General features: G+C 63.3%; 12 protein-coding genes, 4 pseudogenes and 1 other annotated feature. Of the genes and pseudogenes, 6 read left to right on the top strand and 10 right to left on the bottom strand.

Annotated elements, in window-relative coordinates; all coding sequences use genetic code 11:
- Positions 1-6 precede the first annotated feature (6 nt).
- Positions 7-1,422, bottom strand: coding sequence for an acetyl-CoA carboxylase biotin carboxylase subunit (locus A9G05_RS16750; RefSeq protein ID WP_069562049.1), 1,416 nt, complete (start codon positions 1,420-1,422; stop codon positions 7-9).
- A 204-nt stretch (positions 1,423-1,626) separates the two neighbouring features.
- On the opposite strand from A9G05_RS16750, the gene A9G05_RS16745 reads away from it, so the two are divergent.
- The gene (locus tag A9G05_RS16745; protein ID WP_139131176.1) at positions 1,627-2,574 is read left to right on the top strand and encodes a LysR family transcriptional regulator; all 948 of its coding nucleotides are present in this window, start codon (positions 1,627-1,629) and stop codon (positions 2,572-2,574) included.
- Here A9G05_RS16745 and A9G05_RS26710 read toward each other — a convergent pair.
- From A9G05_RS26710 to hexR, 3 genes and pseudogenes are all read right to left on the bottom strand, one after another.
- Positions 2,516-2,728, bottom strand: coding sequence for a PA3496 family putative envelope integrity protein (locus A9G05_RS26710; protein ID WP_083265768.1), 213 nt, complete (start codon positions 2,726-2,728; stop codon positions 2,516-2,518). The genes A9G05_RS16745 and A9G05_RS26710 overlap by 59 nt on opposite strands.
- Before the next feature lie 110 nt (positions 2,729-2,838).
- Positions 2,839-3,270, bottom strand: a pseudogene (locus A9G05_RS26705) (NAD(P)/FAD-dependent oxidoreductase); the annotation flags it as partial.
- A 121-nt stretch (positions 3,271-3,391) separates the two neighbouring features.
- Positions 3,392-4,258 (bottom strand): transcriptional regulator HexR, encoded by an 867-nt coding sequence (gene hexR, locus A9G05_RS16735; RefSeq protein ID WP_044405761.1) that lies wholly within the window; start codon positions 4,256-4,258, stop codon positions 3,392-3,394.
- A gap of 174 nt (positions 4,259-4,432) precedes the next feature.
- Between hexR and zwf the strand changes: the two genes are divergently transcribed.
- A complete protein-coding gene (gene zwf, locus A9G05_RS16730; RefSeq protein ID WP_218187201.1) occupies positions 4,433-5,854 on the top strand; it encodes a glucose-6-phosphate dehydrogenase in 1,422 nt (473 codons plus the stop codon).
- A gap of 354 nt (positions 5,855-6,208) precedes the next feature.
- Positions 6,209-7,552 (top strand): tRNA 5-hydroxyuridine modification protein YegQ, encoded by a 1,344-nt coding sequence (gene yegQ, locus A9G05_RS16725; protein WP_069562045.1) that lies wholly within the window; start codon positions 6,209-6,211, stop codon positions 7,550-7,552.
- Here yegQ and A9G05_RS16720 read toward each other — a convergent pair.
- On the bottom strand, positions 7,536-10,421 hold the full coding sequence (locus tag A9G05_RS16720; RefSeq protein ID WP_069562044.1) for a GGDEF domain-containing phosphodiesterase: 2,886 nt from the start codon (positions 10,419-10,421) through the stop codon (positions 7,536-7,538). The two genes, yegQ and A9G05_RS16720, sit on opposite strands and share 17 nt — an antisense overlap.
- Positions 10,422-10,621: 200 nt before the next feature.
- Between A9G05_RS16720 and uvrD the strand changes: the two genes are divergently transcribed.
- Positions 10,622-12,805, top strand: a complete 2,184-nt coding sequence (uvrD, locus tag A9G05_RS16715; RefSeq protein WP_044405767.1) for a DNA helicase II — start codon at positions 10,622-10,624, stop codon at positions 12,803-12,805.
- Between the two features lie 78 nt (positions 12,806-12,883).
- On the opposite strand, the pseudogene A9G05_RS28175 reads toward uvrD, so the two are convergent.
- Positions 12,884-13,518: pseudogene (locus A9G05_RS28175) on the bottom strand (transposase); the annotation flags it as partial.
- Positions 13,519-13,618: 100 nt separating this feature from the next.
- On the opposite strand from A9G05_RS28175, the gene A9G05_RS16705 reads away from it, so the two are divergent.
- Positions 13,619-14,353: a trypsin-like peptidase domain-containing protein gene (locus A9G05_RS16705; protein WP_139131174.1), complete on the top strand. Its 735-nt coding sequence runs from the start codon at positions 13,619-13,621 to the stop codon at positions 14,351-14,353.
- 291 nt (positions 14,354-14,644) lie between these two features.
- On the opposite strand, the pseudogene A9G05_RS27950 reads toward A9G05_RS16705, so the two are convergent.
- A pseudogene (locus A9G05_RS27950) lies at positions 14,645-14,772 on the bottom strand (UvrD-helicase domain-containing protein); the annotation flags it as partial.
- Positions 14,773-15,028: 256 nt separating this feature from the next.
- Here A9G05_RS27950 and A9G05_RS16700 point away from each other — a divergent pair.
- The gene (locus A9G05_RS16700; protein ID WP_069562042.1) at positions 15,029-22,393 is read left to right on the top strand and encodes an Ig-like domain-containing protein; all 7,365 of its coding nucleotides are present in this window, start codon (positions 15,029-15,031) and stop codon (positions 22,391-22,393) included.
- A gap of 184 nt (positions 22,394-22,577) precedes the next feature.
- On the opposite strand, the pseudogene A9G05_RS26695 reads toward A9G05_RS16700, so the two are convergent.
- From A9G05_RS26695 to A9G05_RS16685, 3 genes and pseudogenes are all read right to left on the bottom strand, one after another.
- Positions 22,578-23,397, bottom strand: a pseudogene (locus A9G05_RS26695) (integrase core domain-containing protein).
- Positions 23,021-23,129 (bottom strand) — a sequence feature (AL1L pseudoknot). Its footprint overlaps the pseudogene before it by 109 nt.
- 165 nt (positions 23,398-23,562) lie before the next feature.
- A complete protein-coding gene (locus A9G05_RS16690; RefSeq protein WP_069562041.1) occupies positions 23,563-24,492 on the bottom strand; it encodes an OmpA family protein in 930 nt (309 codons plus the stop codon).
- 59 nt (positions 24,493-24,551) lie between these two features.
- Positions 24,552-26,851 (bottom strand): Ig-like domain-containing protein (locus A9G05_RS16685; protein ID WP_256548440.1); only part of this gene is annotated, 2,300 nt, incomplete at its 5' end.

The raw sequence follows: 26,851 nt of genomic DNA, 5'->3' as shown, positions 1-26,851 counted from the left end.
CTTCCCCTACAGGCCGGCGTGGGCAGCGATGGCGGTGGCGATGGCGATGGCCAGGTGCGACGGGTTGCGCTTGATGGAGTACTGGGTCAGTTCCGGGTGGGCTTCGACGAAGCTGGTGTTGAACTGGCCGCTGCGGAACTCGGGATCGCGGAGGATCTCCTGGTAGTAGGCGGCGGTGGTCTTGACCCCCTGCACACGCATGTCGTCGAGGGCGCGCAGGCCACGGTCGAGGGCTTCTTCCCAGGTCAGCGCCCAGACGATGAGCTTCAGGCACATCGAGTCGTAGTAGGGCGGGATGGTGTAGCCGGTGTAGATCGCCGTGTCGGTGCGCACGCCGGGGCCGCCGGGGGCGTAGTAGCGGGTGATCTTGCCGAAGGAGGGGAGGAAGTTGTTCTTCGGGTCCTCGGCGTTGATGCGGAACTGCAGGGCGTAGCCCCGGTGGATGATGTCGTCCTGCTTGACCGACAGCTCCAGCCCGGAGGCGATGCGGATCTGCTCGCGGACGATGTCGATGCCGGTGATTTCCTCGGTGATGGTGTGTTCCACCTGCACCCGGGTGTTCATCTCCATGAAGTACACCTCGCCCTCGGCGAGCAGGAACTCCACGGTGCCGGCGTTCTCGTAGCCCACGGCCTTGGCCGCACGCACGGCGAGGTCGCCGATGTAGGCGCGCTGCTCGGGGGTGAGCTGCGGGCTGGGGGCGATCTCGATGAGCTTCTGGTTGCGGCGCTGGATCGAGCAGTCACGCTCGAACAGGTGCACGGTGTTGCCGAAGGCGTCGGCCAGCACCTGGGCTTCGATGTGCTTCGGGTTGACGATGCACTTCTCCAGGAACACTTCCGCCGAGCCGAAGGCCTTGGTGGCCTCGGAGATCACCCGGGGGTAGGCCTGCTCCAGTTCCTCGCGGCTGTTGCAGCGGCGGATGCCGCGACCGCCGCCGCCGGAGGTGGCCTTGAGCATCACCGGGTAGCCGATGCGGTCGCCTTCGCGCAGGGCCTCGGCCAGGTCGGCGACGTTGCCCTCGGTGCCGGGGGTGACCGGTACGCCGGCCTTGATCATGCTGCGGCGCGCTTCGGTCTTGTCGCCCATGCGGCGGATGACCTCGGCGGACGGGCCGATGAACTTGATCCCGCGCTCGGCGCAGATCTCCGCCAGCTCGGCGTTCTCCGAGAGGAAGCCGTAGCCGGGGTGCAGGGCGTCGCAGCCGGTCTCCACGGCCAGGTTCACCAGCTTGCGCGGGTTCAGGTAACCGGCCAGCGGGTCTTCACCGATGCTGTGGGCTTCGTCAGCACGCTTCACGTGCAGCGCATGGCGATCGGCCTCGGAGTAGATGGCCACCGAGCGGATGCCCATCTCGGCGCAGGCGCGCACGATGCGGACAGCGATCTCACCCCGGTTGGCGATGAGGATTTTCTTGATCACGAGTGTTCCCTCGACCAAGTGGGCAGGCGAACGGCGTAGGCCGGTCGGCGAGTGACCGAGCCAGGCTGGACGGTCGCGTATCTAACCTAAATCGAAGTTTGTGAATAACCAAAATCAATAATTATTGGGATATCCATTAGGAAGGCCTTATAGTCCGGCGCCGCACCCCCCGATTTATCGAGGTCCATGATGCGCAAGACCCTGCTGCGCATGACGTTGCGCCAGCTCCAGGTGTTCCGTGCCGTGTACGAGAGCCGCTCCTACAGCCGCGCTGCGGAGGAGATGGCGCTGACCCAGCCGGCGGTGAGCCTGCAGATCCGCCAGTTGGAAGAGCTGGTGGGCCAGCCGCTGTTCGAATACGTGGGCAAGAAGCTCTACCAGACCGACGCCGCCGAGGCGCTGTACGTGGCCAGCGGCGACATCTTTCAGCGGCTGGAGAGTCTGGACATGCAGCTCTCCGACCTGCAGGGCTCGCTGCAGGGGCAGCTCAACCTGGCGGTGGAGTCCAGCGCCAAGTACTTCGTGCCGCACCTGTTCGCCGCCTTCCGCCTGCAGCACCCGGACGTCAGCCTGCACCTCACAGTGGTCAACCGCGCCCAGGCGATCAAGCGCCTGGCGGACAATCGCGACGACCTGGTGATCATGTCGCTGGTGCCCCAGGACATGGCCCTGGAATTCCTGCCGTTTCTGAACAATCCGATCATCGCCGTGGCCCCGCCGGACCACCCGCTGTGCCACGCCCGCAGCCTGGCGCTCAAGGACCTGGAACCCTTCCCGTTGTTGGTGCGCGAGGCCGGCTCCGGCACCCGCAAGGCCTGCGAGGAATACTTCCAGCAGAAGCGCGCGCACTTCGCCCACACCCAGGAAGTCACCTCCCTGGATGCGTTGCGCGAGTGCGTGGTGGCGGGCCTGGGCATCGGCCTGTTGCCCCGTCATGCGGTCAGCCTGGAGCTGGCCACGGGGTTGCTGCGGGAACTGCCGGTGGAAGAACTGCCGCTCTACCGCAGTTGGTGCGTGGTGCATGCCAAGGGCAAGCGGCTGTCACCGGTTGCCCAGGCCTTCATTGCTTTCATCCGTGAAGAGCGCGCCCAGATCAGCACGCTTTCGCAGCGTTTCGATGGCGCGTTGCCGTTGTCGACAACAGGTAGTTGATGGCGATCAGGTCGGGATAGTCGTCGATCTCGGCCTTCAGGCGCCGTTCCTCGGCGTGGGCCTCGATGGCGCGGCGGAAACGCATCCGGCGTTGGTCTTCGAGCTTGCGACGGGTCTTGCTGTCGAGGACGGGGACGTCATGGGGATGAGTCATGTCGGGTCTCCAGGGGCTCCGTTGTCGGAGCCCCCAGCATTGCGCCGGAACATGACGCTTTGACGGCAGGCCGATGACCCTGGAATGACCGGCGCCCAGGTGCCCTGTGCTCAGCCGAGCATGTCCAGCAGGCGGTACCAGGCGATGCCAGTCCCGAGATAGAGCCGTTGCAGCCCATGCAGGGGGATGCGCCGGATGGGGCTCGGTGGAAAAGGAAAGGCCTCTTCGCTGCCCATCAGACAGTGCGCCATTCGTCGGCCCAATGCAGTCGCCAGGGCCACGCCCCGCCCGTTGTAGCCCAGCAGGATCGAAAGTCCCGGCGCCGGTTCGTGCAGGTGCGGCAGGAAGTCCTGTGTCAGGGCGACGCGGCCGCTCCAGCGGTAGTCGATGGGCACCCCGGCCAGTTGCGGGAAGAGGTGCGTGAGGGATTGCTCCAGATGGGCCCAGTCCCCCGCCTGGCGGGGTTCGGCGAAGGGGCCCCGGCCGCCGAGCAGCAGGCGGCCCTGGGCGTCCTGCTTGAAGTACAGCAGCAGCCGCTCGGCGTGCTCGCCAGCCGCTGCTCTGCGCTGGCAGGCCGGTGGCCGTGGATGTGAGCCCTTTCTGCCTGGGCCGCCCGGACCAGGCCACGGGCGTAGCTGAGGGGCTGCGCTTTCAGCGGGCGGCTCAGTCCTCGGCGTTCTTGATCGACTTCGGCGACAGACGCAGGCTGCGCAGGCTGCGCTTCACGCTCTTGAGGTGGTTGACCAGGCTCGGGCCACGGGCCATGGCCACGCCCATGGCCAGCACGTCGATCACCACCAGGTGGGCGATGCGCGAGGTGAGCGGGGTGTAGATCTCGGTGTCTTCCTGCACGTCGATGGCCAGGTTGACGGTGGCCAGGTCCGCCAGCGGCGTCTGGCTGGGGCACAGGGTGATCAGCGTGGCGCCGGTCTCGCGGACCAGGTTGGCGGTGATCAGCAGGTCCTTGGAGCGGCCCGACTGGGAGATGCAGATGGCCACGTCGGTGGGCTTGAGGGTCACCGCCGACATCGCCTGCATGTGCGGGTCGGAATAGGCCGCGGCGGTCAGCAGCAGGCGGAAGAACTTGTGCTGGGCATCGGCCGCCACCGCACCGGAGGCGCCGAAGCCGTAGAACTCCACGCGCTGGGCCTGGGCGCAGGCGGCGATGGCGGCCTGCAGGGCCTGCGGGTCGAGCTTCTCGCGCACGTCCATCAGGGTGTGCAGGGTGGTGTCGAAGATCTTCAGGCTGAAGTCCGCCACCGAGTCGTTCTCATGGATGGCGAACTGACCGAAGCTGGCGCCCGCCGCCAGGCTCTGCGCCAGCTTCAGCTTGAGGTCCTGGAAGCCGCCACAGCCGATGGCACGGCAGAAGCGCACGATGGTGGGCTCGCTGACCCCGACGCTCTGCGCCAGATCGGCCATGGAGCTGTGCATGACGGCGGCGGGGTCGAGCAGGACGTGATCGGCGACTTTCAATTCCGACTTGCGCAGCAGATGGCGCGATTGGGCGATATGTTGCAGCAGATTCACTGGGCAGGCTCTTCGAAGTGGGGAAGTACGCCGCAGGTCGCGATCTATTCGGCCGGGCAACTCGGTTATGATCGGCGACGGTCAGGCTGTAGTGACCGTGTAGTTATACTACATGACCCGCTTCCCCGCCCAGGCAAACCACGCAGGAGTGCACACGTGACCCAGCCTTGCGACATGTTGGTCTTTGGCGGCACCGGCGATCTGGCGCTTCACAAGCTGCTGCCGGCGCTCTATCACCTGCATCGCGACGGCCGCCTGCATCCGCAGCTGCGCATCCTCGCCATTGCCCGCAATCCCCTGGACATCGACCGCTACCGCGCCCTGGCCGAGCGCCATTGCCGCGCCCAGGTGGCCCGTGCCGAGTTCACCGAGCAGGCCTGGGCCGGGTTCGCCGAGCGGCTGGACTACTTCGCCATGGACGTGTCCCAGAGCGCCGATTTCGGCCGCCTGGCGCGCCACCTCGGCCCGCTCCAGGGACGCGCCCGCGTCCACTACCTGGCCATCGCCCCGCGCCTGTTCGAGGACATCGCCCGGCACCTGCAGATCGCCGGGCTCGGCGGGCCGGACGACCGCATCGTGCTGGAGAAGCCCATCGGCCATTCCCTGGAGTCGGCCCGGGCGATCAACGCCGCCATCGGCAAGGTGTTCAGCGAATCCCAGGTGTTCCGCATCGACCACTACCTGGGCAAGGAGACGGTGCAGAACCTCATGGCGCTGCGCTTCGCCAATGCCCTGTTCGAGCCGATCTGGCGCGCCGGGCACATCGACCACGTGCAGATCAGCGTGTGCGAGACCCTGGGCGTGGAGAACCGCGGCAGCTACTACGACCAGGCCGGCGCCATGCGCGACATGGTGCAGAACCACCTGCTGCAGCTGCTCTGCCTGGTGGCGATGGAGGCGCCGGTACGCTTCGACGCCGAGGCGGTACGCAACGAGAAGGTGAAGATCCTCGAAGCGCTCAAGCCCATCTCCGGGCTCGATGTGCAGGACAAGACCGTGCGCGGCCAGTACAGCGCCGGCAAGATCGGCGGCCAGGAAGTGCCGGCCTACTACTTCGAGAAGAACGTCGACAACGACAGCGACACCGAGACCTTCGTCGCCCTGCAGGTGGAGATCGACAACTGGCGCTGGGCCGGCGTGCCTTTCTACCTGCGCACCGGCAAGCGCCTGGCGCGCAAGTACTCGGAGATCGTCATCCAGTTCAAGCCGGTGCCCCACCGCCTGTTCAACGGCGGCGAGGCCAACCGCCTGCTGATCCGCCTGCAGCCGGAGGAGCGCATCAGCCTGCAACTGATGGCCAAGAACCCCGGCAAGGGCATGCGCCTGGAGCCGGTGGAGCTGGACCTGAACCTGGCCCAGGCCTTCAGCCAGCGGCGCTGGGATGCCTATGAGCGGCTGCTGCTGGACGTGATCGAGGGTGACTCGACGCTGTTCATGCGCCGCGACGAGGTGGAGGCCGCCTGGCGCTGGGTCGACCCGATCCTTGAAGGCTGGCACGAGCACTACCAGAGCCCCCGCAGCTACCCCGCCGGCTCCAGCGGCCCGGAGCAGGCTCACAGCCTGCTGGAGCTGCAAGGGCGGGCGTGGAACGACTGAGCCTCGCCTCAAACACCAGGCCGCTGCGTGGAGGTCGCTTTTCACGTTCACCAGCGGAGCCCCATCCCTTCGCGAATGAATTCGCTCCCACAAAAGAGCCAGACCGCTGCCTAGGCTGGACGTCACCGGCTGGGCTCCGCTGGTGGACCGGTGAAGCGTGGTCCACCCCAACGATGGGCTTCGCACAGCTCAGCCCATACTACGAGTCGAGCGGGCCCGTAGGATGCGGTGAGCTCGGCGAACCGCATCGATCGGTCTCGGCGTTGTGGGCGTGCAGCGGCATTGCTCCAGCGCAATATCCGTGGTTTGGGGCTTGCCTAGAATGCGCGATTTTTCGCGTCACGAGCCCCGCCCATGTCCCGCCTTCCCGCCCCCGAACTGCTGTGCCCTGCCGGCACCCTCAAGTCCATGCGCCACGCTTTTGCCTACGGCGCCGATGCCGTCTACGCCGGGCAGCCGCGCTACAGCCTGCGGGTGCGCAACAACGAGTTCGACCACGCCAACCTGGCGCTGGGCATCGCCGAGGCCCATGCCGCCGGCAAGCGCTTCTACGTGGTGGTCAACATCGCCCCGCACAACGCCAAGCTGAAGACCTTCCTCAAGGACCTGGAGCCGGTGGTGGCCATGGGGCCGGATGCGCTGATCATGTCCGACCCGGGGCTGATCATGCTGGTGCGCGAGCACTTCCCGGCCATGCCCATCCACCTGTCGGTGCAGGCCAACGCGGTGAACTGGGCCAGCGTCGAATTCTGGCACCGCCAGGGGCTGGAGCGGGTGATCCTCTCCCGCGAGCTGTCCCTGGAGGAGATCGGCGAGATCCGCCAGGCCGTGCCCGGCATCGAGCTGGAGGTGTTCGTCCACGGCGCGCTGTGCATGGCCTATTCCGGGCGCTGCCTGCTCTCCGGCTACATCAACCACCGCGACCCCAACCAGGGTACCTGCACCAACGCCTGCCGCTGGCAGTACAAGGCCGGTGAAGCGCGGGAAGACACCCTCGGTGACATCGTCCACGCCTGCCAGCCGGCGCCGACCCTGGGCGAGGGGCCGAGCACCGAGCGGGTCTTCCTGCTGGAGGACGAGACCCGCCCCGGCGACTTCATGCCCGCCTTCGAGGACGAGCACGGCACCTACATCATGAACTCCAAGGACCTGCGCGCTGTGCAGCACGTGGAACGCCTGGTGGCCATGGGGGTGCATTCGCTGAAGATCGAGGGGCGCACCAAGTCGCACTTCTACGTGGCCCGCACGGCCCAGGCCTACCGCCAGGCCATTGACGACGCCGTGGCCGGCCGGCCCTTCGAGCCGCGCCTGCTGGAGCGCCTGGAGTCACTGGCCAACCGGGGCTACACCGAGGGCTTCCTGCGCCGTCACACCCACGACCACTACCAGAACTACGCCTTTGGCAGCTCGCGGCCGTCGCGCCAGCAGTTCGTCGGCGAGCTGACCGGCGTGCGCCGGGGCGAACTGGCCGAGGTGGTGGTGAAGAACCGCTTCGAGGTGGGCGACCGCGTGGAGCTGATGACCCCTGCCGGCAACCTCGGCTTCATTCTCCATGGGCTGCAGGCCGGCGACGGCAGCCGTCGCGAGGTGGCGCCGGGGGACGGCCACGTCCTCTACATCCCGCTGCCTGCCGACCTCGACCTGGAGCACGGGCTGCTGCTGCGCGACCTGCCGGAGCCGGTCAGCGCCACAGCGTAGCGCTCTGCTCGCGGAGCAGCGCGGTGAAGGCCGAGGCCTCTACCGGCGGGCTCAGCAGGTAGCCCTGGATCTCGTCGCAGTCCTGTTCCTTGAGGAAGTCCAGTTGCTCGGTGGTCTCCACGCCCTCGGCCACCACCTTCAGCTCCAGGCCGTGGGCCATGGCGATGATGGCGCGGGTGATGGCGGCATCCTCGCCGCCCACTGACAGGTCGCGGATGAAGGTCTGGTCGATCTTCACGTAGTGCACCGGGAAGCGCTTGAGGTAGCTCAGGGACGAGTAGCCGGTGCCGAAGTCGTCGATGGCCAGCTTCACCCCCAGTTCGCGCAGTTGGTGGAAGGTGGCGATGACGTGCTCGACGTTCTCCAGCAGGTGGCTCTCGGTCAGCTCCAGTTCCAGCAGGCGCGGCGGCAGGCCGGTTTCCGCCAGCACCTGGCGCACCAGGGCCACCAGGTTGCCCTGGCGCAGCTGGTGCCCGGAGAGATTCACCGAAACGCGGATGTCCGCCACGCCCTGGCGCTGCCAGTCGCGGGCTTGCAGGCAGGCCTGGCGCAGGACGAACTCGCCGATGGGGGCGATCAGCCCGGTTTCCTCGGCCAGGCCGATGAAGTCCCCCGGCGGGACCAGCCCCATCTGCGGATGGCGCCAGCGCACCAGGGCTTCGGCGGCGTTGAGGCTGTCGTCGGCCAGGCACAGCTTGGGCTGGTAGAAGACCTCCAGTTGCCCCTCGTCGATGGCCTTGCGCAGTTGGGTTTCCAGTTGCAGGCGTTCCAGGGTGCAGGCCTGCAGGTTGTCGGTGAAGAACTGGAAGGTGTTCCCGCCCAGGTGCTTGGCGTGCTGCATGGCCATGTTGGCCTGGCTGACCAGGGTGGTGATCTCCCGCGCGTTGTCCGGCAGCAGGCTGATGCCCAGGGAGGCGCTGACCACCAGCTCCTCGCCGCCCACCGTCATCGGCGTGCGCAGCTTGGCCAGCAGGCGGCTGGCGGTGCGCGCGAGGCTGGAGAGGCTGCCGTAGCGGTCGAGGATCAGCGCGAACTCGTCGCCGGACAGCCGCGCGATGGTGTCCGCCTCCGGCGCAGCCTGGGCCAGGCGCCGGCCCATCTGCCGCAGCAACTGGTCGGCCAGCTCGTGGCCGAGGCTGTCGTTGAGCACCTTGAAGCGATCCAGGTCGATGTGCAGCAGCGCCAGGCCGTGGCCGTTCTCGCGGGCCCGCTCGCTGGCCTGGTGCAGGCGGTCGCGGAACAGCGTGCGGTTGGCCAGGCCGGTGAGGTCGTCGTAGTGGGACAGGTAGCGCAGGCGCTCCTCGGCCTCGCGCCGGGCCGAGAGGTCGGAGAAGAAGCCGACGATGTGGCTGGCCTGGCCGCGTGAGTCGCGCACCACGTTGAGCTGCAGCCACTGCGGATAGAGTTCGCCGTTCTTGCGGGTGTCCACCAGCTCCCCCTGCCAGCAGCCGTCATGCTCCAGTTGCTGGCGGATCAGGTGGTACTGGCGGCGGCTCTCGCGGGTGCCGCTGATTTCCACCACGGCGCGGCCGAGCACTTCCTCGGCGCGGTAGCCGGTGACCTGGGTGAAGGCCTGGTTGACCGCCAACAGGCGGTAGTCCGGGTCGAGGATGACGATGCCTTCGCTGGCGGCCTCGAACACCGTGGCGGCGAGGCGCTGCTGCTCCTCGGCCTGGCGCCGGGCGGTGACGTCGCGGCGGGTGCCGACCATGCGCAGCACGCGCCCGCGCGCGTTGCGCTCCACGGCGCGGCCGCGGTCTTCCACCCAGATCCAGCGGCCGTCGCGGTGGCGCACGCGGTAGTCCACCGCGTAGTCCTCGCTGCGGCCCTTGAGGTGGTCCACCAGGGCGCGGCGCAGCAGCGGCACGTCATCGGGGTGCAGGCAGGGGCGCAGGTCGCTGAGCACCCGGGCCACCTCGTCGCTCTCCAGGCCGAAGATGGCCTTGAGCTGGGTGTGGTGCACCTCGTCCGTTTCCAGGTTCCAGTCCCACAGGCCCAGCTCGCTGGCCTCCAGGGCCAGGGCCAGGCGGGCCTCGCTCTTGGCCAGGGCGTGGGTGGCGTCGGCCAGCTCCAGGGTGCGCTGGGCGACGCGGATCTCCAGTTCGTCGTGGGCGCCGCGCAGCTCCCGCTCGGCACGGCGGCGCTGCTCCACCTCGCGGGCCAGTTCGGCGTTGAGCCCTTCGGCGCGGCTCTTGGCGTGCTCCAGGTTGTCGATCAGGGCCTGGTTCTGCAGGCGCTGCAGCAGGCTGTTGCGCACCAGGCGATTGACCTGCAGCGCCACCACCATCAGCGCTGCCAGCAGGGTCAGGCTCAGCAGGCCCCAGCCGCGCAGCAGCGGGTGGCCGCTGGCGAGCAGCCAACTGACCGTGGGCAGCAGGCAGGGCAGGGCGAAGGCGAGGAAGGCCGGCAGGCTGACGGCGTAGGCGACGCTGGCGGAGAGGATGGCGGCGGCGGCGAGCCCGTAGACCAGCGCCTGCTGCAGGAACGCGTCCGCCGGCACCAGGAAGACCACCGGGAAGGCCAGGGTCAGCCCCGAGGCGCCGGCGCCGAGCAGGAAGGTGCGGTGCCAGTGCGGTTTGGCCTGGCGCGAAGGCAGGGCGCGGTTGAAGGCGGCGACCTGGGTCAGCCGCAGCACGGCCAGCAGGACCAGCCAGATCAGCCAGCCGGAGAGCAGGGCCGCCAGTTCCGAGCGCCATAGCAGACAGGCACAGGCCAGCCCGTTGAGCAGCATGAACAGGGTCGGGACCCGGGAGCCCTGGTAGAGCAGGCGCGTGCGTTCGATCGCCAGGTCGGCGGCGAAAGGGGTGCGCAGTGGCGCGGCATCATCGTCGGCAAACACAGGGGAAGCCTGGTTGGGAGTCGCGGTCATAGGCGATGTTCTTGTAATGGTTGCCTAGGCGTCGGCGGAGCTTACCCGAGCCTGCGGAGTCGCCAAAGGGTTATGTGATGCCTTTCTCCCTTGCGCCTCCCAACTTTTGGCGGGCGCTCTGGCACGCAGGCTGCGTGCCGTCTGGCCGACCGCCCGGTCATCGGTTTGCCCTGCCTGGGCCGCCCCCCTAGAATGCCGCGATGCAAAACGACCCCGAACTCCTCATCGCGTCCCTCAACGATGCCCAGGTGCAGGCTGTGGCCGCCCCGCTGGGCCGCCAGCTGGTGCTGGCCGGCGCCGGCTCCGGCAAGACCCGCGTGCTGGTGCATCGCATCGCCTGGCTGATCCTCACCGAGGGCGCCTCGCCTCATTCCATTCTCTCGGTGACCTTCACCAACAAGGCCGCCGCCGAGATGCGCCACCGCATCGAGCAGTTGCTGGGCATCAACCCGGCCGGCATGTGGGTGGGCACCTTCCACGGCCTGGCGCACCGCCTGTTGCGTGCGCACTGGCAGGAGGCCGGGCTGGCGGAGAACTTCCAGATCCTCGATGGCGACGACCAGCAGCGGCTTATCAAGCGGGTGATCCGCGACCTCGGGCTGGACGAGCAGCGCTGGCCGGCGCGCCAGGCGCAGTGGTTCATCAACGGGCAGAAGGACGAGGGCCTGCGCCCGCAGCACATCCAGGCTGGCGGCGACCTGTTCCTCGCCACCATGCTGAAGATCTACGAGGCCTACGAGGCCGCCTGCGCGCGCACCGGGGTCATCGACTTCTCCGAGCTGCTGCTGCGCGCCCTCGACCTCTGGCGTGACAAGCCGAGCCTGCTGGCGCACTACCAGCGGCGCTTCCGCCACCTGCTGGTGGACGAGTTCCAGGACACCAACGCCGTGCAGTACGCCTGGCTGCGCCTGCTCGCCCAGGGTGGCGAGAGCCTGATGGTGGTGGGCGACGACGACCAGTCCATCTACGGCTGGCGTGGTGCGCGGATCGAGAACATCCAGCAGTTCGCCAGCGACTTCCCGGATGTGCAGACCATCCGCCTGGAGCAGAACTACCGCTCCACCGCGGCCATCCTCAAGGCCGCCAACGCCCTGATCGCCAACAACAACGGCCGTCTGGGCAAGGAGCTCTGGACCGACGGCCCGGACGGCGAGCCGCTGGGCCTCTATGCCGCCTACAACGAGCACGACGAAGCCCGCTACGTGGTGGAGAGCATCGAGAGCGCGCTGAAGGACGGCATGACCCGCAGCGAGATCGCCATCCTCTACCGCTCCAACGCCCAGTCGCGGGTGCTGGAAGAGGCGCTGCTGCGGGAGAAGATCCCCTACCGCATCTACGGTGGCCAGCGCTTCTTCGAACGCGCCGAGATCAAGAACGCCATGGCCTACCTGCGCCTGCTGGACGGCCGTGGCAACGACGCTGCGCTGGAGCGGGTGATCAACGTGCCGCCGCGTGGCATCGGCGAGAAGACGGTGGAGAGCATCCGCGAATTCGCCCGCGCCCAGGACGTGTCCATGTGGGAGGCGATCCGCCTGCTGCTGGCCAACAAGGGCCTGTCGGGGCGTGCTGCGTCGGCCCTGGCGGTGTTCGTCGAACTGGTGGAGAACCTTGCCGCCAAGGTCCTGGAGATGCCCCTGCACCTGATGACCCAGACCGTCATCGAGCAGACCGGGCTGATCACCTACCACAAGGAAGAGAAAGGCGAGAAAGGCCAGGCCCGGGTGGAGAACCTGGAGGAACTGGTCAGCGCCGCCCGCGCCTTCGAGAACAGCGAGGAGGACGAGGAGCTGACGCCGTTGCAGGCCTTCCTCAGCCACGCCTCGCTGGAGGCCGGCGAAGCCCAGGCCGATGCCTTCGAGGACAGCGTCCAGCTGATGACCCTGCACAGCGCCAAGGGTCTGGAGTTCCCCCTGGTGTTCCTGGTGGGCATGGAAGAGGGCCTGTTCCCCCACAAGATGAGCATGGAGGAACCCGGTCGCCTGGAAGAGGAACGCCGCCTGGCCTACGTCGGCGTCACCCGCGCCATGCAGCGCCTGGTGCTGACCTACGCCGAGACCCGGCGCCTGTACGGCAGCGAGACCTACAACAAGGTCTCGCGCTTCGTCCGCGAGATCCCCGCCTCGCTGGTGCGCGAAGTGCGCCTGGGCAATACCGTCAGCCGCCCGATGGCCGGCAGCGCCCCGCGCACACCGTCGATGTTCAGCGGCGCCGAAGTGCCGGAGACCGGCTTCACCCTCGGCCAGCGCGTGCAGCACGCGCTGTTCGGCGAGGGCACCATCCTCAACTTCGAAGGTGCCGGCGCCCAGGCGCGGGTGCAGGTGAAGTTCGAGAGCGAAGGCAGCAAGTGGCTGATGCTGGCCTACGCGAAGCTGCAGCCGCTCTGAGGCAGGTGTGGGGCCGTAGAGCGAAACAGACCCCCGTAGAACTCGATAACCAGTTTGGCTCCCAAGGCCGCCGACAGCACCCTGCGGAGCCACCTCCATAAAAAGGCTTATCACTTCGACCTGCGGGTCGAAGGCGGTGTTCATATCCATGACCACCGCCTCGATCTGCTGGCACTGCTCGCCGAGTAGCTCGAAGAACGGATGGATCGCCTCACGGCTGTTGCCATGTCTGACCCACAGTACCCGCGTCCGCTCGGTATCCATGATCACCGTGGCGTAGCGGTGTCCCGTGTGCAGAGCAAACTCGTCCGTCACCAAGCGGCGTACGTCGCCCGGTTCGAAGGCCCCGACCTCTGCTTCCAGATGGTGCCTGTCCAGTGCCTTGAGAGGCCGGTAAGGCGACTGACGTGGCTCAAGCCTTCGAGCCAGACGCGCAAGCGCTGAGTCAGACGAGACGCCGGCGCCAACCAGTCGATCCGCGCGGTCATCCGCCCGCACCTGGCGAATCCGCCGCTCGTGGATTAATGGAGCGGCTGACCACAGCGTTTGTAGATAGGGCCAGAGCCGGCTTGAAGCTCGAGCTCAATCAGCAGGGTGTCATAGATAGATTGGCGACAGGCGACAGGCTCGTAGCCTGGTCAGAAAGCAGCAAGATCAATAGGGTGAACGGTGGCGGCAGGGAGTGGGCGTTGGTTCGTTTGGCGACTGCCAATTTACCCACTCCCCGACTGTCAACCCACTCTTTCCCCAGATTCCGCGAAGAGCCCTATTTTGGCGTATGGACGTGACGTCCATCACGTCACGGAGGGCTTAGTGAAACGCACTGTCACGTCGTATCTAAGCTTCACACTGAACAGACCTGATAGGAGTGAAATCATGCAGGCGCATGTGTTTGCGCTGTTGTCCGCCCTGCTGTTGGCAGGTTGCAACGGCACGCTGATCCCGCTTGCAGATCACTCGAAAGCCAAGGGTCTGATGCGGGTCAGTTCCGGCTTTCCCATGCCTTACTTTTTTCTGGGTAGTGCCGTGCAGTGGAACGAACACTACGCGGTTAGCGTTGCACATATTCCCTGGCTGCCAAACGTTGTGCATCGCTGCAGTACCGGGTGTGACTTGGTTTTCATCCACCACGAAGCGCAAGGCCCCGTGCCAAAGTGGCGGGCGGCGGTACCGGGCGAGACGGTCCGCACCGCAGGCGTCAGCCCGCTGCTGGTGATCGTGGAGGGGGAAGGGACGGCCAAACGCGCACTCATCCGGCCCAGCAGCAGCGACCCGACCGCGTATGCCGTCAACGATGCGCCCATCAGCCAAGGCATGTCCGGAGGGCCGGTGTATGGCGCCGACGGCGCAGCCGTGGGTGTGACTGTCGGCATGTTCAAGGCATTCGGCCCAATGCTCCCGGAGTTGGAGAGCAGCAAGCGCCTCAGCCTGTACGTACCCTACGACGTGGTGGAGCGTGAATGGCGGCTGTTCAACAAGCAGCTGCGTGGCCCTGGTGTACCGCTGTTCTCATTGAGCACCCCGCCACCCCCAACACGAGCCGAGTAAGCCCGCCACAACGGACTGTGTGAAAACTCCCGCTCGGCCTGAAGGCTAACGTTGCTACGCGAAGTCTTCAGGTATTTCATGAGCTGATCTCGCTCATAACGAGCGAGAACGTGCCAAAGATGACCATTGATTGTTCAGGGTTTGGCGCTCAATTGGTTTTCACACGATCTGACAAGGCGGCCTTCACACGCTGTTCAGAGCGGCTGCAGCTTCGCCTAGGCCAGCATCAGCCGCTTGCTGGCTTCGCTCTCGAACTTCACCTTGCACCTGCGACTTGTGCGTTGGGCGGTAGAGGATGTCCGTAATGGCGCGGTAGTTCTGCTCCAGGCGGATGGTCTGCGCATCCAGTAAGTCGCTGGCGAATACTGGATGTTCTCGATCCGTGCGCCGCGCCAGCCGTAAATGGACTGGTCGCCGTCGACGGTGAAGAACCATGACGACACGCTCATCATGCCGAGCACCGCAGAGCCTCAAGCCACCGTGGCCCTCTTGGACAACGGCAAGGAGGTCGGATACACCATGGCTGGATGACCATACGGCCTTTTGAGACAAATCTCGTATCGACGAACGTCCCTGGAACGAAAGAATCCGCGCCCCGAAACCCAGGCCTGCGGTATCGATAGACGCTTTCCTCGTCGTGGTTACCGCTGGTAGCCACACCGCGAGGACCGTCCATTGAGCAACAGCAACGCTAGCGTCCATATCCTTCATAACGGCACGACCCGGCTCATTGAGGCTCCCTCAGCCACGACTGCCGCCACGCCCTTGCAAGTAATGGCCCTGCCCGGCGCACTTTACCTGCTCGACACGGGCACCCAAGATGACTCTCTGCTCTCCCCCGAGCTGCAACGACGGGGCCAAGACCTCGCGCTGGGCATCAAACAGCCCTGGCTGGTCATTCAGGACTTCTTCAATACTCCCGGTACCTTGGCAGCACGCAGGCATGATGGCTCACTCCACATCTATGCCAGTGCCGATGCATTGGAGACGCGCCTGGATGACGGGGCAGCGATACAGCTATCGCCGAGTCCGGAGCCAATCGCTACGGCACTGTTGTCTGCCGCCCCCTTCGCCCATGTTCCGCGCCCCACCCTGCTCAACATTCTTGACGATGTCGGTACGATCCAGGGCCCCGTCGCTCATCTTCAGGCAACCGATGACAACCGCCCAACGCTGCAGGGTACGGCTCGGCCTGGCGATCGCATTCTGATCAAGGATGGTGATCGCAAGCTGGGAGAAACCATCACTGACGACCAAGGCAACTGGAGCTTCACACCCCGCATTCCATTAGCCGAGGGCCGTCATGACCTAACCGTCCAGGCGCAGGATCCACTGGGCGATCTCAGTGCCCTTAGTGATATCCACAGTCTGATCGTTGATCGCACAGCCCCCAAGCGACCCAGCATCGACGATCTCTACGACGACCAGGGGCAGGCCGTCGGGCCGATTCCTCAAGGCGGGACTACCGATGACACCCGTCCGAAGATCTCCGGTGCCGCTGAGCCCCTGACCACAGTAGTCGTGTTCGACAGCGGTCAGGAAGTGGGGCGCACCCAGGCGCTGGCAGATGGTTCATGGGGTCTGACGCCATCCAGCCCCCTCACACCAGGGGCCCACAGCCTGACAGCCCTTGCCATTGACCAGGCCGGCAACGCCAGCCAACCCTCCGACGCTTTCGAGTTGCAGGTTCTATCTGCCCAGCTACCTGCCGCCCCCAGCATCGACGAACTTCAGGATACAGCTGGGCGCGTGACCGGCAGTATTCCCCGTGACGGCTTGACCGATGATCCTCGTCCGGTAGTACGCGGCAGCGCAACAGCTGGGCTGAAGGTCACCGTCTACGCCAACGGCAAAGCCATCGGCAGCACCTTCGCCGACCAAAGCGGCCAATGGTCCATAACCCCTCCTGCCGCCCTTGAGAACGGGGCGATCACGTTGACGGCTGTGGCTCAGAGCGAGGCGGGGAATTTCAGCCGTGAAAGCCTCCCCTATGGGTTCAAACTGACCGCCGGACTGCCGGACACCCCGCAACTGCTGGAAATTCGTGATGACGTCGGTCTGGACCATGGCCCCATTGCCGATCAGCAGGCCACCGACGACGCCCGGCCAACCTTCATCGGCAAGGCTGTCGCTGGCCAGCGCATCCTGATTGATGACCAAGGACAATTGGTGGGCGAAACCTGCGTGGACAGCCGGGGCAACTGGCGCTTTACGCCAAAATCCAACCTGGCTGAGGGTGAACACAGTTTCACCATAATGGCCATGGATGCCGCTGGAGCCACCAGCGTCGCAACACCGCCGCACCGCTTGTCGATCGACACCTCCTCACCCGCCCGCCCACAGGTAACCGATCTTCAAGACGACCAAGGCGACCTGACCGGCAGTATTGCGCTCAACGGTGTAACCGACGATAGGCAACCCCTTCTTACCGGGACCGGCGAACCCCATGCCACGGTCCGCGTCTATGACAACGGCCGTGAGATCGGCCGGACCACCATTGATGCAAATGGCAAGTGGGCTTTCGAACCGACCCGGCCACTGGAACTGGGCGAGCACATTCTTTCCGCCCGGGTCTTCGACCAAGCCGGCAACGCCAGCGCATTGTCCGACCTGCTGCCGTTCACCGTGCTGCCCGGCGGCCGACCGCAGGCACCGACCATAACCAGCGTGGTCGATGACCAGGGCAGCATCGTCGGCCCGGTCGGGCAGGGCGGCGAGACCGACGATACACTGCCGCTGGTCCGCGGGATCGCCGAGCCCAACATGGTCATCACGCTCTACGCCAATGGTAGGGAGGTGGGACGAACCACCTCTAATACCAGTGGCCAATGGTCACTGGAGCCAAACAGCCCTTTGCCCGAAGGCACCATCGTCTTCACGGCCCAGGCCACCAGTCCAGCCGGCAATACCAGTACCCAGAGCAACGGCTACTCGATCATCATCGACATCACCGCCCCGGCCTTGCCTGAACTCTTGGACGTCATCGATGACGTCGGGTCAATCCAAGGCTCTGTACCTCACCTGGGCACCACTGACGACACCCTGCCCACCTTGGTCGGTTCAGGCCAGCCGGGTGCTCGGGTCCTGATCCGAGACAACGGCAAACCCCTTGGTGAGGCCACGGTCGATGCACTTGGAAACTGGCAGTTCATCCCCCCCTATCGACTGCCAGAAGGCACGCACACCTTCACCATCCTGGCGGTTGACGCGGCGGGTAATCGTAGCCAGGAGTCCCCTCCTCGCACACTCATCGTCGACACCACCGCGCCGGATCGCCCCGTCATCCTTTCGGTTTTGGACGACCAAGGTGATGTCACTGGCCCGGTGCTACCCGGTGGCATCACAGACGATGCGCAACCGCTGATCAGTGGCACTGCCGAGGCCGGCACAACCCTTGTGCTCTACGACAACGGCATTGAGATCGGTCGCACCCTTGTGGAAAGCGACGGAACCTGGCTTTTCGAGCCTTCCCGTCCGCTGAGCACTGGCGCGCACAGCCTGACCGCACGCACCATGGATGCCGCTGGCAATACCAGTACAGCCTCTCTCCCCCATGGGTTCACCCTCGTTACAGGTGGCCGCCCGCTTGCGCCCACCATTGACGACCTGCTCGACGACCAGGGCGACCTAACCGGCTCCATTCCCGCAGGCGGCGTCACTGACGACGCCCAACCTCGGGTAAACGGGCGCGGCCAACCTAACACCACGCTCGTGCTGTTCGACAACGGCCGCGAGATCGGTCGCACCACGGTCGAAACCAACGGCTCCTGGACATTCGAACCCACGTCACCCCTAACCATCGGAGCACATGCGTTCAAGGCACAAGTCATTGATGGTGCCGGCAACGCCAGCCCTTGGTCGCAGGACTATACCTTCACCCTGGTAGCTACCGGACAGCCCAATGCACCGACTATCGAGGGGGTTTACGACGACCAGGGCAGCATCACAGGCAATGTCCCGCGTGGCGGCGTTACAGATGATGCCCAGCCGAAACTCAATGGTAAGGCTCCCGCCCACAGCACCGTCACGGTCAAGGCGAATGGCCAGGTCATCGGTACCACCACAGCAGATGCCGGCGGCATCTGGCTGCTGGTCCCGTCGACTCCGCTGGCTGACGGCCCCCAGACACTGACCGCACAAAGCACCAACACTGCTGGCAATACGAGTGCAGTGAGCGCGGATTACGTGATCGTCATCGACACAATCGCTCCCGACACCCCTTCGCTGCAGGCGGTGGTCGATGACGTCGGACCTCTCCAGGGGCCGATTCCCCACCTAGGCATCACGGATGACAACCGCCCTACGCTAACGGGCAACGGCCAACCGGGTGATCGAATCCTTATCAAGGACAACGGCCAGGTGATCGGGGAGGTGACCGTCAACAGCAATGGCGGTTGGCAATATGTTCCATCGAAAGCGTTGATTGATGGTCAGCACGACTTTGTCCTGCAGGCAGTGGACACTGCCGGCAACCTCGGTATCGAGTCGAAGCCGCACACCATTCTCGTCGACACCCGCGCACCGGACCGCCCCGTTATAGAGCGCGTGTTCGACGATCAAGGCAGCATCACCGGCCCGATTGCCCAAGGCGGCATCACAGACGATGCCCGCCCCCTGATTTCCGGCACGGCAGAGCCCCTGTCTACGTTGGTGATCTATGACACTGACCGCGAAATCGCACGGACCCAGACGGATGCCAATGGACGCTGGTCCGTAGAACCCGCCCTGCCTTTGGCAGACGGCGAGCACAGGCTGAGTGCCATCGCGATCGATCAGGCCGGCAACGCAAGCTTACCCTCGGCCGACCATGTGTTCAGCGTGGATACCCTCGCCCCTGCACGCCCTGCTATTACACAGGTCTTCGACGACCAGGGCGATGTCACGGGCCCGCTCAACCCAGGCGATACCACCGACGACTCCCGACCGCTGATAAGAGGTACCGCCGAAGCCAACACCACGCTGGTGGTATTCGACAACGGCGTCGAGATCGGCAGGACCCGTGTCGATACCAACGGCCAGTGGACCTTCGAGCCTAGCCTGCCCATGCCCCTGGGCAGCCACAGCCTAAGCGCCCAATCGATCAGCGTGGCGGGCAACACCAGTCTGCCTTCCAATGCCTTCGCGTTCACCCTGGCCTCCTCCGGCCGCCCCAACACCCCCATCATCGAGAGCGTCTATGACGACCAGGGCAGCATCATCGGAAATGTCCCGCGTGGTGGCATCACCGATGATGCAAAACCTCTCATCCAAGGCAGCGCGACTGCTGGCGCAACTGTGCAAATCCTCATCAATGGTTTAGTGATTGGCAGTACTGTTGCTGGGACAGACGGCAAGTGGTCGTTCGAACCAGAACGTAATCTTGCTGAAGGCCTCAATATCATTACCTGCAAAACAATTTCCACAGCCGGAAACAGTAGCAGCGAGAGCATTCGCTACCCCATCGAGGTAGATACCACAGCACCAAAGCCAGCACTCCAGAAACTAATGGACGATGTAGGCACCGTGCAGGGTGAGATTACCTCTGGCACGGTCACAGACGACAACCTCCCTACCTTTGTGGGCACAGCCGAGCCATACGCCACGGTTATCGTCTATGACAATGGCCTGGAGTTAGGGCGTACCCTTGTCTCAACAAACGGCACTTGGTCATTCACCCCGCCACATCCATTGAAGGATGGCTCACACTCATTCAGTACGGAAGTGAACGATATCGCCGGCAATAGCAGCGGAGAAAGCAAACCCGTTAACTTTGTAGTGGACACGTATCACCCGGCGGCAATAGCACGCATTGACAGCATGACCAAGGATAGCGGGACAAATAACCGTGACTTCCGCACAAACGACGGAACAGCAGGGCGACTGATCAGTGGCACCATCCAGGGCAAGCTGGGTAATGGCGACCAGGTACAAGTCTCGGTCAACGACGGTGTTACGTGGCAGAACGCGATTGTAGAAGCGGATGGTCGCTGGTACCTGTCGGACCAAAGTACTCACACTCAAGACTGGAGCATGCAGACACGTGTTGTAAGTACTGACGGGCGCTCCGGTGACACACTCTCGCAAACGGTTGTTCTCGATACTCAGGTTCCACCGCCCACTTCGACTCAGTGGGCAGACGGTAAGTTGACCGTGACATTCGAAGGCTCTCAGTTCCGATCTGGTTCTCTAGTAGAGGCCCTAATTGATGGGGTGAAAATTAGCCACATATTGAGTCTCGATGAAATCGCAGCGGGCCGAGTTAGCCTGCCCTATTCCAGCAATGGCCAGCCTCCGGCTGAGTATGGCGCTGCGATGGTGGATGAGGCTGGGAATATCTCGCGAACTCTTTTTAGCGCACACGCTTGGGCGATTAACCCCAGCTCTGAAATAGGAATGGAGTACGCAGAAACCAGGCTGACTAAGCAAGGGAAAGTCTATGATGCGGGTGCTTACACCATCACTTGCGCAACAGACATTGAGAGTCATAATTGGCAAGGTGTTTTTGGCGAATACACTTTGATGAGGAGGGAGCCGACCAAATTTATGAAAGGCGGCTTCATCGGCGTAACAAACGCACTAGACTTTGAGCTGAAAGCAGGCCATTCCAAACACTTCGCTGCCACCCTTGGAGACGGCTTTTTCGATTATAGCTATTGGCAGCATGATAATTTAGTTACAGCAAAACAACGCTACGCCGGATTCGTGCATTTCACTTTTTATGACGAGAGTGGCAATGCCGTCTATTTCAAATCCTACCAGTACACTGGCGACCCTCGGGAGAGCCGACTGAAGGATATCGATATCCAGCTTCCACCAGGCGTTGAATTTAAAAAGGTTCGCGTCGAAGTCTTACCTGAAAAAATGCCTGTGGAACAACTACGCGGCTTCATCGCGCTAGACAATATTCAAATGGACATGGGTGGAGCTACAGCTGACCAGGTCAGGCAGGCTCTTTATGAGCAGGATTTCGACGCATTCACGGCATTGGGAAGCGTGCAGGCTTTCAGTGGCGCTATAGATATGGGGGGGTTCGTTCTAAATTCAGATAAACTTAGACATGGTTTACCGCAGTTGCAGTCTCCACAAGGCGTAATCGCTGCGGAGGATTTCAACAGGTACCCATCCTTCCAACTGAGTTCCCCTATCCAGGGCTCTGCTCTAGTTATCACCGACCATGTTTCATTGTTCATGAAGGCGGGCTCGGCCAGCGAATTCTATTGCAAGCTCGGCGACCTCACCACCAACTGGGTACCTTCAGGGCCGGCAGGTTGGAGTGGCTACTCTAAGGAAAAGATACACCTGACATTCTATTACAAAGAGAAGATGGTCTATTTTTACTCTGCGAATTCCGTATCAGAGACCAATGTCTCCTCAGGCCCATTCACCAAAGATGTAGCCATAAAGCTGCCTGAGGGGCTTAAGTACGACCGGATCGACTTCGATGCCATTGGTTCAGACGTTCGCGATACCAAAGTGTCAATCTGGATTGACAATCTCAAACTCGGAGGCCTCGACGAAAGTGCTATCAACGCCTCCAGCTCAGGCGTAAGCAGCACTCTGATAGGCCAGCCGGCAGAACAGACCATCACGGCCCCCGGACATTACTACGGGACGGATGAGAGTAACGTATTCAAGGTAGAAAACACCGGCATCCTAAGCTCGACAAAGTCGAGCCTGGCAGGCCTTGGTGGAGTCGACACCTTGATGGTGACAGGTAGCTGGCAGACCTTGGACTTGACGCGGCTCAAAGGCAAGATCAGCTCAATCGAGGTAATTGACATCAATGGCAAGGGGAGCAACACCCTCAACCTTTCAGTAGAGGACGTTCTCAACCATGGGCAGACCGACCTGTTCCACAAGAGCAATACGGTACAGATGATGGTCAACGGCGACGCGGATGATGTTGTTACTCTCCAGGGACTCAGTACAGGTGAAGACTCGGGCCACTGGCAAACGCAGGGCCGTCTGACCGTATCTGGCATCGGCTATCAGATCTGGCAACACGACACGCTGAATGCTGAACTGCTAGTACAGATGGGCGTAACGACCGAGCTGAGATGACTGGCAGGCATCAGGACACGTAACTTACGGGAATCTTTGAGTTCGCCAAGCTACGATGCCTCTCAACCACCTATGAGCCAGGATGGAGGGAGGTGATCCGTAAACGGATCGCCTCCCTGTAGGCTGAATTTAAAAAGGTTTGAACGGAATCGCCCCAGGTTTAGTGGAGGCTGTTTCGTTTGAGTCAGGTTGCCATGGGCTGAACTGTTGATTGCTGGTGGAAGTTTGCCTCAGCCTCTGCAGACGGGATATCGCCGAGCCGGTGGTGGTTGTGCCAGTGCCCCCATTTCAAGGTTGCTATTTCAACAGCTTCACGGCTCATCCACGACTGGCGGTAAATCAGCTCGGCCTTATACAGACCGTTGATGCACTCGGCCAAGGCGTTGTCGTAGCTGTCGCCTTTGCTGCCAACCGAAGGCTCGAGGCCGGCCTCTGCCAGCCGCTCGGTATAGCAATCGTGCCCCGTTGTTCTTGCCCAAGCTGCTTCCAGACCTTCACCGCGCCATAGCGCTGCATGTTGGTGTCTCATATGCGGTGGATTGCCAGGATCAACGCGTCATCGCACCGAGCACGACAACGGAGCAGTTCCGGGTTGCGCCGTTGCGTCGCGTGCCGGCGGTAACCGGACGGGGCGATCTGCAAGACACGGCAGATCGACTCGATCCCGAGACGATCACGATGCTGATCGTCAAATGCCCTCAGGACTTGGTGCGGCGGTCTACACCCTGGCCAGGCGCAGAATCTCGTTGGCTTTGCGCAACTCGTGGTTCTCACGCTCCAGCGCCTTGATGCGTTCGCGCTCTTCGGTGGTTGGCCCAGGACGCTGACCGGCATCAGTCTGGTGGCGACGAATCCAGCCATGCAGGGTTTGCGCTGCACAGCCAATCTTCGGGGGCAATGGCCTCTACAGTCGCCCACTCGGTGGGACAGTCGTTCAGGTATTCCAGAACCATGCGCACGGCACATTCAGGGACTTCGGGGAAGTAAGTCGTAGACTTACTCATAGCCTCATCTTTTCGAGAGTTGAAGCCGCCACGAAACCCGGGGCGATTCAGCTCGGGGCGCGGATTCTTACCTTCGGGTATCGCTTGTCGGTACGAGCTTTTTCCAAAAAATTGGAGTGAGGGGCCAGAGCCCGGCTTGGTACCGGGCTCTGGCGGGGTAGCGGGTCAGGGGTTAGCGTGCGCCTGGCTGACGTCCACGCGAACCATTACTCGGCGGTTGGGAGCATTGCAGCGAATTTGTTCATCACGGTTGCCATGGCAATCGGCTACTACCAGCTCTGTGCTGCCCATGCTGGCGGTCTCCAGTACGTGTTCTGGAATACCACCATCTATCAGGAACTGGCGGACGGTTTGTGCGCGGCGTAGGCCCAAGGCGAGGTTGGTTTCAGCACGTCCGATGGGGTCGGTGTGGCCGACCACAAGGATGCGCCGTAGATTGGCGTGCTCACGGTGCAATGCGGCAATCAGTTCACTGATGGCCTTGCGTCCTGCTCCGGTTATGTCCTTGCGCTCCGACTTGCCGAAAGCGAACAACACATCACTGGGGAGGTCGTAGTCCTTGTAAACGGGGGTAGGGGACGGCGTTGCGACGGGAACGGTCTCGACACAGGCTTGCACGTTAGAGGCGCGTGAAAGCAAATGGGCTTGCCGGCGTGTTTTCGTCAACTGCGTTTCGGCTTCTTCGCGCGAAAGGGGGACGGGGCGGCCGGAGGCCAGTTCGGCTTGCATGAAGTAGGTTCTGCCTCCTTCCAGATTGAGCTCGAAGGGGGTATCTGCTTTGCCTCTGTAGGTAGGAGCTTCGTTGAGAAACGCGCCAAGGGTGTGCTGCCCAGGGTTCAGGCAGAAGCGTGTGTAACCACCGTTCAGAAGACTGGTATGCAGTTCGCCATCGACATACAGAAGGGCGCCGTCGGGGCTGCTTTGTTCCGTATCGAGGCGGTAGTAGATGACCTGTGCCTGGCTTCGGCTGGGCTCAGGCATTGGGCTGTAGGGCTCCTCAAAAGCCTGTTCGGAAAGAGCCGCTGGTGCAGTAGCTGCATAGCCGAGCGCTGCGAGAAGCGCGATTGCAGGGATCGTGTGCTTGAGGGTGCGCATGGGGTCTCCGCGGGCCCCCGAAGGGGCCCGTTTTGTTGAAGGGATGGACGCGACTGCACTTATGCCAGGTGCTGTTGCTGGTTGGCTTCCAGTTGTTCCAGAAGCTGGATGTCCAGTGGGCTGTGGGTCCAGAGCAGAGTGTTGGCTTCCGCGGGTTCCGCCGGCTGCGAGGCAAGGGGTGTGATGTCCTGGATGGCCGGCGAGGGTTGGAACAGCTCCGTACCGTGTTGGCTTAGCACGTCGTCCAAGAGCAATGCACTGCGGCTCGTCAGGGCCATGATCGCTTCGGCCTCAGGCAGCGCTGCATTGTCTGTTTCGGCTGCCATCCGTCCTCCGTTCAGCGACGAGGTTTCGACGATGATGCGGTAGTCTTCGGAAACCTTGCCCATTGCCCCCACTTCGCTCATGGCTTGGAAGGTGATGATGTGCAGACCGTCGGAGAGTGGCTTGTCGAAGGCATAGCGCCATTCACCTTGCGGGCTCACCTTCACTTCCGCGATGACCGTGCCGTCCACGTTGATGAAGATGCTGTCCCCTTCACGGCCACGGCCGACGATCAGTGGCATCGCATCGTCGGTGGTCTCTCCATAGCCCAGCTCACCTTGTTTTGGGCCGACGTCATCGTAGATTTCTGCCGACGGTGCCGAAGGAACCGTGGTGTCGATATAGATGATGTAGGAGTCGCTCATCTCACTGAAGTTACCGGCTGGTGTGAACGATCGGGCAGACAGGTTGTGGTAGGTGCCGATGCTGCGTAGATCCAGCTCAAGCTCCCAGTGTCCGTTCTGATCGGCAAACACTTCACCTACGAGAGTGAAGAGTGAATACAGCTTCACCAACGTGCCGGGCTGTGCTGTGCCGTACACCAATGGATGCGTGTCATCGGTCAGACCCTCGTGTGGCACGCTTCCAATGATGCGACCCTGGTCGTCGTAAACCCCCTCGATCACCGGTTTGCCGGGAATACCCGCCTCCACTTTGGTGAATTCTCGGGGCAAAGAGGCTTGGCTAGTGTTGCCTGCCTTGTCTGTTGCTGTGACGGTCAGCGACTGCGCGCCTAGTTCCAGGGGTACGGACACGAACAGGCGCCAGAAACCGCTGGCATCCGCCTTGCTCTGACCGACCACGTTACCGAGGGCGTTGTACATGGTGATGGTTGAGAACGGTTCGGCCGAGCCAGTGGCGATCGGAACCTCTTCATCACTGACGCCACCCTGAGGGATTTCGCCCACGATGTGGCCGCTGTTGTCCTGCAGAGTAAGGATTACAGGAGGCTGAGGGGGCGTGAGGTCAACGAAGATGGTTTCGTCATCCACCATCCATCCCGATTCCCGTCCGTTGGCCGTGATGGCCTTGGCGTTGAAGTCATGCCGACCTTCGGACAGCGGTGTCGAGGGCGTAAAGCTCCACCCTCCCTGATCGTCCACCCAGGTCTCGCCAATGACCGTACCGTTGTCCCGAACGATGACCCGGTCACCAGGTTGGCCAATGCCCACCAGCGTTGGTGTCCGGTCGTCAGTGGTGGTGTTGTGGTAGACGGTTCCTTGCACCGTGCCGATGTCATCGACGATACGCTCCAGGTAGGGACGTTGCGGCGCCGAGAAGTCGAGTATGAGATCGAACGGGGCGCTCGGATCGCTGAGGTTGCCTGCTGTACTTTCAGCGCGAGCTGTCAGAGCTACCTGGCCCTCGTCAAGGTCGGCGCGATCGAAAGACCACTTACCGTCCGTACCGGCAATTGTGCTGCCGATGAGCTCGTTATTGGCGTAGACGTTGACCTTCACGCCTGGGGTCGCACTGCCTTGTATCAGAGGCGCCCAGTCATCGGTGATATCGCCCGGGTTCAGGTAGCCGATACGGGTGTCTTCATCGTCGTAGACACTGTCGATAGTAGGGGCACTGGGCTTGACCAGTGGCGCGACAGTGAAATGGAAGCCCGTGGAGGGGCCACTGACGTTACCGGCAGAGTCGATAGCCTGCGCCGTAAATACGTGAGGCCCTTGAGCCAGGGGGTGGTTGGGCTCCAGCGTCCAGTTGCCGGTGGCATCGGCGGTGGTGCGGCCGACTTCCTTGCCGTTGTCGTAGAGCACGACCGTGGCATTGGGTTCTGTCCAGATACCGGAGACGGTGGGTTTGTCGTCATCGGTGGTTTCGCCGGCGACGAGGTTGCCGGTCTTGCTGCCCTGATCGTCGTAGACCGAAGCGATATAGGGTGGTGTCGGCGGTGTGGTGTCGACGATGACGGTGATGGTGTCGGAGGGCGGGCTGGTGTTGCCGGCCGGGTCCTTCACCACGATGTCGATGTCATGCGGGCCTTCGGCCAGCGGCTGGTCAGGTGTCCAGGTCCAGTTGCCGTTGC

The sequence above is a fragment of the Pseudomonas sp. ENNP23 genome (genome assembly GCF_001728945.1).
GTDB classification, from domain to species: domain Bacteria; phylum Pseudomonadota; class Gammaproteobacteria; order Pseudomonadales; family Pseudomonadaceae; genus Metapseudomonas; species Metapseudomonas otitidis.
The sequence above is the reverse complement of the archived record's forward strand: the minus strand, read 5'-3'. Positions and strand labels throughout refer to the sequence as shown.